The sequence below is a fragment of the Gammaproteobacteria bacterium genome, assembly GCA_016716465.1.
Taxonomy (GTDB): Bacteria; Pseudomonadota; Gammaproteobacteria; order SZUA-140; family SZUA-140; genus JADJWH01.
The window spans coordinates 1507002-1521596 of sequence record JADJWH010000001.1 but is presented as its reverse complement, the minus strand read 5'-3'; the positions used below and the strand labels follow the sequence as shown (position 1 = coordinate 1521596).

At 64.7% G+C, this 14595-nt stretch carries 13 protein-coding genes and 1 pseudogene; 6 read left to right on the top strand and 8 right to left on the bottom strand.

Going from position 1 to position 14595, the window contains the following annotated elements; translation table 11 throughout:
- On the bottom strand, nucleotides 1-267 hold a 267-nt coding region (locus tag IPM20_07345; protein ID MBK9131436.1), incomplete at its 3' end, for a hypothetical protein.
- 392 nt (nucleotides 268-659) lie between these two features.
- Between IPM20_07345 and IPM20_07340 the strand changes: the two genes are divergently transcribed.
- On the top strand, nucleotides 660-1112 hold the full coding sequence (locus IPM20_07340; GenBank protein ID MBK9131435.1) for an NfeD family protein: 453 nt from the start codon (nucleotides 660-662) through the stop codon (nucleotides 1110-1112).
- Nucleotides 1113-1151: 39 nt separating this feature from the next.
- Nucleotides 1152-1990, top strand: a pseudogene (locus tag IPM20_07335) (paraslipin).
- Nucleotides 1991-2057: 67 nt separating this feature from the next.
- Here IPM20_07335 and IPM20_07330 read toward each other — a convergent pair.
- Nucleotides 2058-3146 (bottom strand): porin, encoded by a 1089-nt coding sequence (locus IPM20_07330; protein MBK9131434.1) that lies wholly within the window; start codon nucleotides 3144-3146, stop codon nucleotides 2058-2060.
- Between the two features lie 503 nt (nucleotides 3147-3649).
- Here IPM20_07330 and ppk1 point away from each other — a divergent pair.
- From ppk1 to IPM20_07315, 3 genes are all read left to right on the top strand, one after another.
- Nucleotides 3650-5719, top strand: coding sequence for a polyphosphate kinase 1 (gene ppk1, locus IPM20_07325; GenBank protein ID MBK9131433.1), 2070 nt, complete (start codon nucleotides 3650-3652; stop codon nucleotides 5717-5719).
- Nucleotides 5720-5914: 195 nt separating this feature from the next.
- On the top strand, nucleotides 5915-6217 hold the full coding sequence (locus tag IPM20_07320; protein MBK9131432.1) for an antibiotic biosynthesis monooxygenase: 303 nt from the start codon (nucleotides 5915-5917) through the stop codon (nucleotides 6215-6217).
- Between the two features lie 32 nt (nucleotides 6218-6249).
- Nucleotides 6250-6633: a hypothetical protein gene (locus IPM20_07315; protein ID MBK9131431.1), complete on the top strand. Its 384-nt coding sequence runs from the start codon at nucleotides 6250-6252 to the stop codon at nucleotides 6631-6633.
- 122 nt (nucleotides 6634-6755) lie between these two features.
- Here IPM20_07315 and IPM20_07310 read toward each other — a convergent pair whose 3' ends face one another.
- Nucleotides 6756-7604, bottom strand: a complete 849-nt coding sequence (locus tag IPM20_07310) for an HDOD domain-containing protein (protein MBK9131430.1) — start codon at nucleotides 7602-7604, stop codon at nucleotides 6756-6758.
- Nucleotides 7605-8021: 417 nt separating this feature from the next.
- On the opposite strand from IPM20_07310, the gene IPM20_07305 reads away from it, so the two are divergent.
- Nucleotides 8022-9716 carry a sulfatase-like hydrolase/transferase gene (locus IPM20_07305; protein ID MBK9131429.1) on the top strand — a complete coding sequence of 565 codons (1695 nt, stop codon included), beginning with the start codon at nucleotides 8022-8024 and terminating at the stop codon, nucleotides 9714-9716.
- A 9-nt stretch (nucleotides 9717-9725) separates the two neighbouring features.
- Here the strand turns inward: IPM20_07305 and IPM20_07300 are convergent, their stop codons facing one another.
- The 5 genes from IPM20_07300 to IPM20_07280 form a co-directional block, all read right to left on the bottom strand.
- On the bottom strand, nucleotides 9726-10175 hold the full coding sequence (locus IPM20_07300; protein MBK9131428.1) for a MarR family transcriptional regulator: 450 nt from the start codon (nucleotides 10173-10175) through the stop codon (nucleotides 9726-9728).
- On the bottom strand, nucleotides 10147-11679 hold the full coding sequence (locus IPM20_07295; protein ID MBK9131427.1) for an MFS transporter: 1533 nt from the start codon (nucleotides 11677-11679) through the stop codon (nucleotides 10147-10149). Before IPM20_07295 ends, IPM20_07300 begins: the two co-directional genes overlap by 29 nt.
- A 166-nt stretch (nucleotides 11680-11845) precedes the next feature.
- On the bottom strand, nucleotides 11846-13045 hold the full coding sequence (gene arsJ / locus IPM20_07290) for an organoarsenical effux MFS transporter ArsJ (GenBank protein ID MBK9131426.1): 1200 nt from the start codon (nucleotides 13043-13045) through the stop codon (nucleotides 11846-11848).
- Nucleotides 13046-13068: 23 nt separating this feature from the next.
- Nucleotides 13069-14070: an ArsJ-associated glyceraldehyde-3-phosphate dehydrogenase gene (locus IPM20_07285; protein ID MBK9131425.1), complete on the bottom strand. Its 1002-nt coding sequence runs from the start codon at nucleotides 14068-14070 to the stop codon at nucleotides 13069-13071.
- A gap of 66 nt (nucleotides 14071-14136) precedes the next feature.
- The gene (locus tag IPM20_07280; protein ID MBK9131424.1) at nucleotides 14137-14490 is read right to left on the bottom strand and encodes a metalloregulator ArsR/SmtB family transcription factor; all 354 of its coding nucleotides are present in this window, start codon (nucleotides 14488-14490) and stop codon (nucleotides 14137-14139) included.
- Nucleotides 14491-14595 lie beyond the last annotated feature (105 nt).

Genomic DNA, 14595 nt, shown 5'->3' with positions numbered 1-14595 from the left:
CTGCTGCTGCAGGGATTGCACGCGTTCGTACGTCTGGCGCCGCGCCTCATCGACGGTCGCACGCGCCTCTTCGAGCTGCGCGTGCTCCTCGTCGCTGGTCATCTCCACCAGCAGCTTGCCCGCGGGGACGCGGTCGCCGTCGTCGAAGTGGATTGCGCCTACGGTCTCGGTGATGGAAGAAGACAACTGCACTGATTCGTTGGCCTTGAGCGCGCCGAGGGCCCGATAGATCGTCGAGCCGCTGGATCCGGGCCTCGAGACGATCACTGCGGTGGCTGCCGCTGTGGGGCCGGGCCGCGAGGAGCAGCGCGGCGGTAAGGGCAAGGGCGGTGGCGAAAACGACGGTGCCGGGCGCGGCGGGCACGACTATCTCCTTGTGCGGAGTGGTGAAATAACTGCGAATGACAATCTACCGTAACAAAAAATCGGTATGGCTGTCGATGCCCTCGGCGCTATCGGCTTGAGTATTCGTGTGCACGTTCACACATTACATGGTGTCGCAACCGCACTCCGCGCGGGACCGGCGACCATCGGCGGTGCCGCGCCATAGCAGGCCCGCACCGGCGGATACCACTGTCGGCGCGGCGCCGTTTGCGGTAACGTATGGGCGTCTACGCGCGGGGCGTCGTCGCAGGTCATCCACGGAGAAAGGAAGACGTATGGACTACGGGATCCAGGACTGGCACTGGCTGGTCTTCGGCATGCTGCTGATGATCGCGGAGATCTTCGTCGCGACGTTTTTCATCTTCTGGTTCGGGCTGGGCGCGCTGATGGTGGCCGCCGTGCTGTGGTTCCACCCGGCACTGGGATTCGGCACGCAATTGCTGCTGTGGGCGGTGTTCTCCTCGGTGTTTGCCATCCTCTGGTTCCGCTATTTCAAGCCATTGATGACCGACCACACCAAGGCCGGCATCGCGCGCGAGGCGATCGTCGGCGAGACCGGCCAGGTCATTCGCATCCCGGCCGGAAAGACGCGCGGCGTGGTGCGCTCCGCGACCCCGTTGCTGGGTTCGGAGGAGTGGCTGTTTCTGAGCGAGCAGGCGGTGGAGACCGGCGACCGCGTCGTTGTAAAGGATATCTCGGGGAACACCCTCATCGTCGAAAAACGATGAAGGCCGGGGCTTCGAACCATCGACAAGGAGTGGACTGCCATGGTAGTCGTAGCGGTGTTCGTCGTGCTGGTGATCATCACCATCGGGCTGGGTGCGCATTGTCCCGCAGGGCTTCACATGTGGCAGCGTCTCGGCAAGTATCACTCCACCTTGGGCCCCGGTCTCAACATCATCGTCCCTTACATCGACAGCGTGGCCTACAAGGTCACGACCAAGGACATCGTGCTCGACATCCCCTCGCAGGAGGTGATCACCCGGGACAACGCCGTGATCATCGCCAACGCCGTCGCCTATATCAATATCATCGCGCCGGAGAAGGCGGTCTACGGCGTGGAAGACTATGCGCTCGCCATCCGCACCCTGGTGCAGACCTGCTGCGCGCGATCGTCGGCGAGATGGATCTCGACGACGCGCTGTCCTCGCGCGACCAGATCAAGGCGCGGCTGAAGACCGCGATCTCGGATGACATCGCCGATTGGGGCATCACGCTGAAGACGGTGGAGATCCAGGACATCAATCCCTCGCAGACCATGCAGAAGGCGATGGAGGAGCAGGCGGCCGCCGAGCGTCAGCGCCGCGCCACCGTGACGCGCGCCGAAGGTGAGAAGACCGCCGCCATCCTGGAGGCCGAGGGCCGCCTCGAGGCCTCGCGGCGTGATGCCCAGGCCCAGGTCCTGCTGGCCGAAGCCAGCCAGATGGCAATCGACAAGGTGAGCCAGGCGATCCGCGACCAGGAGTTGCCGGCCGTCTACCTGCTGGGCGAGAAATACGTCGAGGCCGTGCGGCAGCTGTCCGGCTCGCAGAACTCCAAGATCGTCGTCCTGCCCGCGGACCTTCCGGCCGCCGTGCGGGGCATCATGAGCGCCCTGGGAAAATAGCGGGTAGGGCCTGAAAAAAATGGGGCGCCCTGAGGCGCCCCGAAGATCAGATCAGGGGAATACCGGATTACATGAACTTGCCGCTGAAGTTCTTGACGATGCCGAAGCTAAGGGAAGAAGTATCACGCCCAGGCACAGGCGCAGACGGCGTGCCAGTGGTGGGCAAGCCGACACCGTCTAACCGGTACGTAGCGCCGTCGTCGTTGCTGACGCTGGCGAACAGCGCGTAGAGTTCGGTGTCCTTCGACAGCTTCTGCGAGACACCCAGCGCCAGGTAGGTGGCGCCGGTCTCCTCGGCGACATCCAACTCGTCGGCCTGGCCGAGGGCGAGCTTCAGTGTCGTCTTGTCGCTCATCTTATGCATCACGCCGAAGTAGAAGGCATCACGGCTTACATCAGTGGTGCCCGATTCGGCGGATTCGAAGATGAAGCTGAGCTTGGTGCCCTGGCCGAGGTCCCAGCCGGCGCCGAACTTGACCGCCTGCGCATCGTCGGTCGGCTCACCGGTGGCGGCCTCGATGCCGTAGGTTTCCATCGCGAGGCTCAGCGACAGCGGGCCCTGGTTGTACATGCCGGCCAGGCTGAAACCGGTGTTGTCCGGTTCTTCGGCGTCCGGCAGGTCGTCATCGGCGGCCGCGATGCCCAGGATGTAGGCGCCCTGGAACTGGAAGCCGCTCATATCAGGCGAGATGTAGAGGATGGTGTTCGGCGTACGCTCATCGAAATCGACCGACCCGTTGATGGAGCCGATGATCGCGTTGTAGTCGCCGCGGGTATCGCTGAACATGTCATAAGTGGAGCTCTTGTACGGAGTGTCGTGCAGACCGCCGCGCACTTCACCGAAGCCGCCTTTCAGCCCGATGTAGGTGTTGCGTCCGCCGCCCCAGCCGCCGGAATCCATGTCGATCACGGTCTCGGCCTGATACGTTACGGTCAGGTCGTCGTTGATCTGCTCGTCACCTTTGAACCCGATGCGCGAGGCGTTGTTGCTGAACGCCAGTGTGCTGTCTTCCTGGTTGGCACCTTCGTCATCATTGCTGGAAAAATCGATCGAACCGTGCGCCTTGCCGTAGACCTCCAGGGCAGAAGCGGTCGATATCGACAGGGGCAGGGCCAACACACCTGCCACGGCGATCGCGATACTCTTTCGTTTCATCTCAGTCTCCCTTCGTTGCTTTCAGGCAATTGCCTTTGATTTTTGGGTCAGTTGTTAAAGTCATTGCGCGTATTACATCCACAATCCGGTTCATGTCGCAAGTCCAGCGTTACATTTTTGCGACATGCGTATTGGCGTGATTAGCGTGGCGTCTCAGTCACTAAGAAGGTTCGAGCTCACCGCGCTACATTATCAACACAGGGCGGATTATGTTGCTCGAATGTTTCAGCTTTATGACAGCGCAGTGGGTACCATTGCAGCCGCGCGGAGTGTTCATTTGAAATGATCAGGACCGGGTGTTCCGCATCGGTACAATGTGTTCCTGGCAGGGCGGTATTTGCTAAGCTGCGAGTAAGGCGAATGATTATATATGGTGAAGCCATGTTATACTGTCGCGAATTGTGTGGGTTTTGTGGCGCGATTGATGCGTCCGGTCAGTCATGAATCTGTAACAATCCTTCACTATGCTGGACAAATCCTCAAAAACGCCCGGTTCGGGTGACATGGACCTGAAGCAGCCCGATCTCTACATCAACCGCGAACTCAGTCACCTCGAATTCAATTGGCGCGTACTGCTGCAGTCAGAGGACGAGAGTGTCCCGCTGCTGGAGCGACTGCGGTTTCTCTGCATCGCCTCGACCATCCTCGACGAATTCTTCGAGATCCGCGTGGCGGGCTTCAAGCAGAAAGTCGATGTCGGCTCGTCCCAGAGCGGGCCGGACAATTTTTCGCCGGCGGATGTCCTGAAGACGATCCACGCGCGCGCGAAGATGCTGGTGAAGCGCCAGTACCAGATCCTGAACGAAGTCGTGCTGCCCAAACTGGCGGAGCACAATATCCGCGCCATTCGCCGTTCCGACTGGACCGAAAAGCAGGAGGCCTGGCTGCGCAAGTTCTTCCACGACGAGCTGTTGCCCATCCTGAGTCCGCTCGGGCTCGACCCCGCGCACCCGTTCCCGCGCATGCTGAACAAGAGCCTGAACTTCATCGTCTCGCTCACCGGGAAAGACGCCTTCGGGCGCAACAGCGGACTTGCCGTGGTACAAGTCCCGCGCTCGTTGCCCCGTATCATCCGTCTTCCCGAGGAAGAAACCGGCGGCGGGCCGCATGACTTCGTGTTTCTGTCCTCCATCATCCACGCCTACGCCGATGACCTGTTCCACGGCATGAGCGTCACCGGCTGTTACCAGTTCCGCGTCACCCGCAACAGTGACCTGTTCGTGGACGAGGAAGAGGTCGATGACCTGCTGCGCGCGGTGGAAGGGGAGCTGTTCTCGCGCCACTACGGCGATACGGTGCGGCTCGAGATCGCCGACAACTGCCCGGACGACCTGGTCGAGTTCCTGCTCGAGCAGTTCGGGCTGACGCGCGACGACCTCTACCAGGCGGACGGTCCGGTCAATCTCCACCGCCTGATCGATATCGTCGACACGGTGGACCGGCCGGAGCTGAAGTTCCCATCGTTCACTCCCAGCCGCCCCGCCCAGCTCATCGCCGGCGTCGACATGTTCGAGGCCATCCGCAAGGGCGACATCCTGCTGCATCATCCCTTCGAGTCGTTCGCCCCGGTAATCGAGTTCGTGCGCCAGGCCGCGTCCGATCCGCATGTACTCAGCATCAAGCAGACCCTGTACCGCACGGGCGCGGACTCGGCGATTGTCGACTCGCTGGTCACCGCCGCGCGCGGCGGCAAGGAAGTGACGGTCGTCATCGAACTGCGGGCGCGCTTCGACGAAGAGGCCAACGTCAAGCTCGCCAACCGGCTGCAGGAGGCGGGCGCCCATGTCGTGTACGGCATCGTGGGCTACAAGACACACGCCAAGATGCTGCTGGTGGTGCGGCGCGAGGGCCGGCAGCTGAACCACTACGTGCATCTGAGTACCGGAAACTACCATTCGCGCACCGCCCGCCTGTATACCGATTACGGTCTGTTCACCTGCGACAAGGCGATCGGCGAGGATGTGCACAGCGTGTTCCAGCAGCTCACCAGCCTGGGCAAGGTGGTCAGGCTCAACCGCCTGCTGCAGTCGCCGTTCACCCTGCACAAGGGGCTGTTGCAGAAGATCCAGCGCGAGGCGGACAACGCCACCGCGGGCAAGCCCGCGCGCATCATTATCAAGGTCAACGCCCTGATCGAGCCCCAGCTCATTCAGGCGCTGTATGCCGCCTCCCGGGCCGGTGTCGATATCGACCTGGTCGTGCGCGGTATCTGCAGCCTGCGTCCGGGGCTGACCGGGATCTCCGATCGGATCCGCGTGCGCTCCGTCATCGGGCGCTTTCTCGAGCATACGCGCCTGTACTATTTCGAGAACGACGGCGCCTTTGAGATCTACTGCTCCAGTGCGGACTGGATGGAGCGCAATATGTTCCGCCGTGTCGAGATCGCCTATCCGATCCTCGACACCCATTTGCGCAAGCGGATGTACAAGGACCTGCAGCACTATCTGAAGGACAACCTGCAGTCCTGGATTCTCAACACCGACGGCAGTTACGAGCGCATGGGCGTGAAGGGCCGCGCGCATCCGTTCTCGGCGCAGCAGACGCTGCTGGAGTCGCTTGCAGAGCGGGCGTGAACACCTCTGGTGACAGGAAGGTTCGTCGTTTCGTTCGGATGACTGTAGTGCGGTATTGTTAACTCGATAATCATTCCATCTTTCGACTCCCCTGGCTATAACGGGACTCCCGGTTTTACGCTCATCTCCCGGTGGTCTCGCGCCTGGCATGGGTATATGATCCCTTACTGATGGGTCGCATCAGGAGGTGATCCGATGTTTATCGCAATGAACCGGTTCCGGATCGTGCGCGGGCGGGAGGACGAATTCGTCTCCGTATGGAAGAACCGCGAGAGCCACCTCGAAGGCGTGCCGGGATTCCGGGAGTTTCATCTGCTGCAGGGACCGACGGACGCCCAGGCGACGTTGTTCGCGTCGCATTCACTGTGGGATTCCCGCGCCGCCTTCGAGGAATGGACGCGCTCGGAGGCGTTCCGGCGCGCGCATGCGAATGCCGGTACAGCGCGCGACCTTTATCTGGGGCCGCCGCAGTTCGAAGGCTTTGACGCGGTGATCTGAGGCGGTCGGTTTCGACCGGGATGCGCGCGTTCATGTCCGTCTCCCTCACGCGTACAGCGGGTCTGCTCATGATGCTGGGCCTGACGGCCCCGGTATTCGCCGCCACGTATGTCGCCCCGTCCGGTTACTTCCAGATCATCGGCTACAAGCTCCAGCGCGGCGGTCCTGATCAACTCTCGGTGGCGGGCTGGGTGCAGGCCCTGGCGGACTGTCGCGGCGCGGAAGTCCTGTTCGATGTGCTCGACCGTGCAGGTACGCCGGTCGGCACGATCCGCGTCAGGCACGGTGCCTTTTCCCGTCATGATCGCTGGGATCTCGGGTCCGGAGAGTTCGCGCCGAAGGGTCTCGTCGCCGCGGAGGCGATCGCCGCCGCGGATCATGTCGAGGTGCGCGCGGCGGAGTGCACGTCAAGGTAATCCGGTGAGGCGTGAGGCGTGAGGCGAAACAGGCTCGTCTGCCTCGGATGAATCGTCAAACGCCTTGTTCGCTGATGTTGCCGTATTTTATCTCTCGCCCCTGACGCCTGAGGCCTCACGCCTCACATGAACATCCTCTGCACATCCGCGAACTGGGCCTGGGCGGCCCGCACGGCCGGCTCGATGATGTCCTTGTCGAGCCCGGCAGTCTCCCAGGCCGCCGGGTCGGTGAGCACGGCGTCCTCTTCCTGCAGGCTGTCGACTTCGGCCAGCTGGGCCAGGCTGTTGGCGATGTGCACGAGCGCCACTTCGAGGGGAAACTGCTTCGCCTGGGCGGGATCATGATGGCATTCCGTGCATTCCACCAGCAGCGACGGAAAATTCCAGCGTCGCAGCAGCGCGGCGCCTACCTGGGTATGGTCGAAGCCCAGGATCTGCTGTTCGGCGTGATGGAGGGCGAACTCATCGTCCCCTTCGATGGAAAGCAGCAGCGCCTGTCTCGACTCCTGCGGCAGCTTGCGGAAGATCACCAGTTGGCCGATGTCGTGCAACATGCCGGTGATGAACAGGGTCTCCGTGTTCCTGAGACGACGCTGTTCAGCCAGAAAACGCGCCACGATGCCGCAGTACAGGCTGTGGCGCCAGAAGTCCTCCATGCCGACCAGTTCGTTCGGAATGCCCTCGAAGGCATGGACGGCGGAGCTGGCGAGCACGATGTCGCGGATCTGACGGGTGCCGAGCACCGTCACCGCGCGCGAGACCGTATCGATCTGGCTGGAATGACTGAAGGCGGCGCTGTTGGCGATCTGCAGCAGTTGCGCCGTGAGCGCCGGGTCCTGGCTGATCACACTGCCGAGCTGGGCGGCCGTGGTCGAGGGATCGTTGACCAGGGCGTTGATACGCATGCCGACGGCCGGAAAGGTCACCAGCCCGGTGATGTCTTCGATCAGAACCGCGACAGATTCGCCCATGACCTTCCCATCCCGGCATACGGGTTCGGAAACACGGGTTCCAATCTAACCATTGCCGGTAGGGGCGTCAACACACGCCGGTTCGTCCATTCCGGTCGAGTCCGCGGCGCCGCCCGGGGGGCGGGAGGGCGCGGCGCCCACCCGCAAGACCGCGGGCGGGGCGAGCGCGCCGGGGGGCGGGGCCCGTCCGGACGATGAGGAATCCTTCGCGTCGTGGTCCGCGCCTCCGCCGGAGTCGGACAGGGCTGGCCCCGGCGGTGCGCGCCGGCGCGCGGCGCCGCCCCCCCCCGCCCCCCCCCCCCCCCCCCCCCCCCCCCCCCCCCCCCCCCCCCCCCCCCCCCCGCCAGCTGCAATGTTGCAGTTTCATGACAAAGGCGGCACAATTCCAGGCCCAGTGCCCGTTCCGCCGTGATGCCCATGTCCCTGCCCTCGCCACACCGCTGGCGCAAGCCCCTGCTGCATATCGTCCTGATGCTCGCGGCGTTGGTACTCTATGCGAAGCTGGTGGAGGTATACGGGGGGTTCAGCGCCAAGCTGTTGTATCTCCAGTGGCCGGAGATGGTCTGTGTCCTCTACCTGTACGGTCTGTTGTATCTCGCGCTCAGGCCGTCGAGCTGGCGCCCGGTGCTGGCGGCCGTGCCGATCTTCGCGATCTATCTCGTGCATGATGTGTTCTATCTGGTATATGGCAAGGTTTTCCGCCTGATCAACATCTCCGAACTCCCCGAGCTGCTGCAGATCCTGCCGCTGCCGTATGCGATCCTGCTGGTTGCCGGCTTCGCCACGCCGTTCCTGATCCTGTTCGCGCGGATCGATTACGGCAGGCCGTGGCGCCTGGCCGTGGGTCTGTTGCCGCTGGTTATCGTCGCGCTGGGGATCCGGGCCGCGCCGGACGCCTTCGCCACCGGCTTCCAGTCATTCGCCCACGAGATCGTCACCTACTCGGACGGCAAGAGCGTGGAACAGAACGGCCGCATGGCCATGCTGCTATACCGCGAGGCGCAGCGCGCCGGCACGCTGGAGCGGATCGCGCCGTTTCGCGACCGCGCCGCCTTCGATGCGCGCTATCGCGAACAGCTCGCGCGCATCGGTCCCGAACTGCGTCGGCGCGACGTCCATCTCATCGTGCTGGAGAGTTTTCTCGATCCGCGCCTGTTCACCGGCGTGGAGTTCTCGCGCAGTCCGGCGCATCCGGATTTCGAGCGATTGTTCGGCGCTACGCTGGGCCTGTCGCTTTCCCCGGTCTTCGGCGGCGGGACGGCGCAGGCGGAATTCGAGGTGCTCTGTGGCGTTCCGGCCTTCGAAAAGCTGTCCAGCGTCGAATTCAACGCCTTCACCGGCGCCGCGGCGCATTGCCTGCCCGGTCTCCTGTCCGGACTCGGTTACCACAGCATCGCGAGCAATGCCTACAAGCCGAATTTCTTCAACGCGCAACCGGCCTACCAGGGCATCGGCTTCACCGAGCAATACTATCCCGCCGAGTTTTATTCCGCCGGCCCCACCTACCTGCACGCGGGCGATCCCGGGATCGAGGATTATCAGTTCGACGGCGATCTGTTCGCGCAGAACCTGGCTTTCGTCGAGGACTATCTGCGCCGTGGCGATCGGGCGCCGCTGTTCAATTACGTGCTGACCATCTACGGCCACACGCCGCATAATCTCGATCCGGTGAAGCGCCCGCCGGTGGTCGAGCTCCGGTCCGGGTTTCACGATGAGCATCTCGAGCGCGTCGTCAACCAGTTCTACTATCGCACTCAGGCGATAGCCGCCTATGTGCGGGCGCTGATCGCGCTGGATCCCGACAGCCTGATCATCCTGGTCTCGGATCACGTGCCCCCGCTGCAGTTCGGGCCCAATACCTATAATGCGCTCGGCTATCTGGGAAATCGCGCGAACAGCTATTACCTCAACCGCATCGCGATCCTCGATCATGGACGACCTGTCCGTCCGCCCGCGCTGCGCCACTACGATCTGCCGGACCTGGTGCTCGACCGGCTGACCGGCGGTGCCTCCTGCGGGAAGGGCGGATGCGCGTATCGCTCCGCCGAGCGGGCGCCGCGCGAGGCCTACCTCGACCGGTATCTGGTCCTGATGGCGCACGCCTCCGAGTGAGGCGTGCGATCACGGGCCGAGCATGGCCCGGAAGCGCCGCTCCAGCAGCTCCAGGGTTTCCATCGCCGCGGACTGGCGTTCTTCCGGCAGGCCCCTGAGCGCCTGGCGCAGAAACGCCTTTCGTGCCGGCTGCGCGGCCCGAAGCGCGGCCCGGCCGGACGGTGTCAGCGAGACGGTGGTCGAGCGCCGGTCTTGCGGGTTGTTCCGCCGCGCGATGAGTCCTTCCTGCTCCAGCGTCTTCATCTGTCGCGTCAACGCGCCCGGATTGATCAGCAGCTGGGCGGTGAGTTGCTTCTGTGTCGCGGACTTCCGCTCGTGCAGGGCTTGCAGGATACGCCAGCGCGGCAGGGCCTGCCCCACCTGTGTCTCGAACGCGGCGTACATCGCGCGGCCGGTGCGGCCGATCTGCTGCAGCAAGCGGTGTCCGCGCCTATTCACCGGAAACCGTCCTGCCGCCATCGGCGGCGCGCCGCAGCAGTATGCGCGGGGCGCGATACACCACGGGGAGCGCGAGGGCGACCAGCGCGGCGATGAGCCACTGACTGCTGTGGATGGCGGCGATCAGCGCGTCGCGCGCACCGGCCAGCAGCGCCACGGCGTCGTCATGGCCGGCTCGCGCCAGCGCGGCGCTGAAGTCGTGCGCCAGTCCCGGATCGAGCAGGATCTGCGGATCGCCGAGGCTGGGCGCCCACTGAAGGCCGTCGCCCGCCAGCAGCATCGTGTCGATCTCCGCGACATAGCGATGGGACACCAGCGTGCCGATCAGGGCCATGCCCAGCATGCCGCCGATCATCCGGGTCGATTGCAGCATGGCGGTCGCCACGCCGAGCCGGGCGCGCGGCGCGGTCGACTGCGTGAACAGGGTCAGGTTGGGCAGCAGGATGCCGAGGCCGATGCCCGCGGACATCATCGCGGCCGCAATCAGCGCGTCCGGGGCGTCGTGGCCCATCTGGGTCAGCGCGAGCGCGGCGAGCCAGAAGAAGCCGAGGCCGGCGTAAAGCATCTGTTTCGGGTCCGCCAGATGCGCGACGATGCGGCCGTTGGCGATGCTGCCGACGGTGATGAAGACCGCGAGCGGCGTGATCAGCAGGCCGGCATGGTTGGGCGACATGCCGAATCCGCCCTGCAGCAGCAGCGGGATGTAGTACATCAGGGCGAACATGCAGAAGCCCGTCAGCAAGGACAGCGTGAACAGGGGCCTGAGGCTGTCCTGGGCGAGCATGTCCAGCGGCAGGATGGGGTTGGCGCAACGCCGTTCCCACCACAGGAGCAGGCCGCCCGCAAGGATGCCGGTTGCGGCCAGCAGGGCCAGCACTGCCGGAGGTTTGTGCTGCGGCAGCCATTCCACCAGCAGTTGCAGGCTTCCCAGCGTGAGGGCGATCAGCGCGGCGCCCGGCCAGTCGAGTTGCGCGGCGGGGTGATCGCCGTGCCGGATCCGGGGCAGATAGTGCCATACGAACCAGAAGCTCACGACGCCGACCGGGAGGTTGACGAAGAATACCCAGCGCCAGCCCCAGTACTCGGTCAGGAATCCCCCCAGCGTGGGACCGAAGGCATTGGCGAGCCCGAAGGCGCCGCTGAGCAGCACCTGCCAGCGCAGTCGTTCGCGCGGCTCCGGAAACAGGTCCGCGACGGTCGCGAAGGCCGTGGCGACCAGCATTCCGCCGCCGATCCCCTGCAGCCCGCGCGCCAGCACCAGTTGCAGCATGTCCCGCGCCATGCCGCACAGCATGGAGGCCACGGTGAACAGCAGGATGGCAACGAGGGCGTACGGCTTGCGGCCATGCTCGTCGCCGAGCTTGCCGAAGATCGGCACGGTGATGATGGAGCAGAGCAGGTACGAGGTGCCTACCCAGGCATAGAGATCGAAGCCGCGCAGCTCGGCGACGATGGTCGGCAGGGCCGTGCCGATGACGGTCTGGTCGAGCGCCACCATGGCGACGACGAAGCAGATGCCGAGCATCGCCAGCAACTGCTGGCGAAAGTCCCGCGCCGATGTCTGTTCCATGCCGGAAGTCCGCCAGGATAGTTGACAAGGCAACTATTTTGCCGGGCTGGTGACGGGATGTCCATCGCGCGAAAGGGGCGTCGCTACCGGCCTCGTTTCCGCCGTGGCCGGGAGGCGTGCGTCATGCATCACCCGCCCGCGCGACGGGCGGCAGCTTCAGGGAAATCAGGGTCGTGGCGAGCACGAAGGCGCTGGACCACCACAGGCAGCCCGTGAGTCCATGCGCCTGGTAGGCCCAGCCGGACAGCACCGTGCCGGCGAGGCGGCCGCCCGCGTTGGCCATGTAATAGAAGCCGACGTTCAGCGCCACCCGCTCACCCTCGGAATAGGCGAGGATCAGGTAGGAGTGAACCGCCGAGTTGACGGCGAACACCAGGCCGAACAGGACCAGCCCGCCGATCAGTACCGGCGTCGGATCCCACCCCTGGCCCAGGGCCAGGGCGATGCCGGCCGGCACTGTCGCGAGGACGCCGGCCCAGCCGCGCGCGGCGGCGGCGCCCGGGCTCCGGCCGCGGCCGAAGATGCGTGGTGCGGCGGCCTGTACGAAGCCATAACCGATCACCCACAGCGCCAGAAACGCGCCCACCTGCATGAACGACCAGTCGAGCACCGCGTAGAGGTACACCGGGAGACCGACCACAAACCAGACGTCGCGCGCCCCGAACAGGAAGAATCGCGCTGCCGCCAGCCAGTTGATCGCGGGGGTGTTGGAAAACACCTGGGTGAATTTCGGTTTCGATTTCATCCTGCCCACGCCGGAGGGCAGCAGCAGGGCGGTGAGCACCAGCACGCACAGCAGCATCACGGCGAGCGCGGCGAGCGCGCCGCGGAAGCCGAGCCCCTGCAGCAGCGCCGCGCCGGCGAAGAAGCCGGCGCCCTTGAGCGCGTTCTTCGAGCCGGTGAGCGCGGCGACCCAGGTGAACAGGCGTGATTCCCCGCCGCCGGCCAGCGCCTTCACGCTCGCCTTGGCGGACATCTTGTTGAGGTCCTTGGCGATGCCGGAGAGCGCCTGCGCCGCCATCACGTAGGGCACCGAGAGCCAGGCGTCGGGCACGGTGAGCAGCGCGAGCGCGATCACCTGCAGGCCCATGCCGATGTGCATGATGAGATTGAGCCCGATGCGCGCGCCCAGCCAGCCGCCCACCAGGTTGGTGACGATGCCGAAGAATTCGTAGAACAGGAACAGCAACGCCACTTCGAGCGGAGAATACCCGAGCAGGTGGAAGTACAGCACCACGAGCATGCGGATGGCGCCGTCGGTAACGGTGAAGGCCCAGTAGCCGCCGGTGACAACCAGGTAATTGCGGAGTCCGGCGTCCATGTCTGGGCCGCGCCGCGGGTGGATCAGAGCCGCGCCGCCAGCAGGCGCGCGATGTCCAGCATCCGGTTCACGTAGCCCCACTCGTTGTCGTACCAGGCCAGCACCTTGACCTGGGTGCCGTCGACGACCAGGGTGGACGGCGCATCGACGATGGAGGAACGCGCATCATTGAGGAAGTCCGCCGAGACGAGCGGACGCTCCTCGTAGCCGAGGATACCGTGGAGCTCGCCCGCCGCCGCCGCGCGAAAATATCCGTTGACCTCCGCCTCCGTGACCGGCCGCCGCGCCTCGAAGACGAAGTCGGTGAGCGAGGCGTTGAGCAGCGGCACGCGCACGGCGAGGCCGTTGAGCTTGCCGGCGAGTTCGGGAAAGATCTTCGTGATCGCCCGCGCCGAGCCGGTGCTGGTGGGGATCAGCGACTGGCCGCAGGCGCGCGCGCGGCGCAGGTCCTTGTGGCCCTTGTCGACGATGGTCTGGGTGTTGGTGATGTTATGGATGGTCGTCATGGTACCGTGCACGATGCCGATGCGTTCGTGCATGACCTTGACCAGCGGCGCGAGGCAGTTGGTGGTGCAGGAGGCGGCCGTGACGAGACGGTGGGTCTCTGGTTCGTAACGGTGATGGTTGACGCCGTAGACGATGTCGAGCGCGCCCTGCGTCGGCGCGGCGACGAGGACCTTGCGCACCCCCTGATCGAAATAGGCGCGCAGGGCTTCCGGCTTCTTGTGATGTTTGCCAGTCGCCTCGATGACGATGTCGCAGCCCGACCAGTCGGCCTCGGCGATGGATGCGCCACGGCTGTAGGCGATGCGCCGTCCGCCTACGATCAGCGCTTCGCCGTCGGAGGAACACTCTTCGCCCCATGTGCCGTGCACCGAATCGAACTTGAGCAGGTGCGCGGAGCCGGCGGCGTCGGTCGCGGTCTCATTGATGCGCGCGAATGCCAGCTCCGCGCTGTGCCAGCCGGCGCGCAGGCCGAGCCTGCCCATGCGCCCGAATCCGTTGATGCCGACCTGGATTGCCATGGTGACTCCTTCGCGATTGCGGTGGTTCCGCTGATGCCATCTTGGCTGCAGTCGGTCGGGGCGGCGTCATGCGCAGCGCGGCGCGCCAGGGCGGTTCGGCATGGCGGCGAGCGCGGCCCTGTCATCCTGGAAGGGGGTTTCCCGCCGCGTGCCCCGCGCCGTCTCGTCCAGAATCGCCATCGCCCATGCCGGCAGCTCGGGATGCAGGCGATAGTGGATCCACAATCCCTGGCGCCGGTCACTGACGATGCCCCAGGCGCGGAGCTGGGCGAGGTGGCGCGAAATCATCGGCTGCGATACCCCGAGCGCGTGGCACAGCTCGCAGACGCAGAGTTCACCCTGGGCGTGCAGTAACAGCAAGGCGCGCAGGCGCAACGGATGGGCGAGCGCGGTGAAAATGGCGTGGGTATCGGTCAGCATGCCGCATTATATATGAATTTCCATATATAACGTCAACCATATATTTCAGCTGCTCCGCATGATGGCCACTTTTCAGGAAAATTCCATCAGCATCCGGCGGGGCTT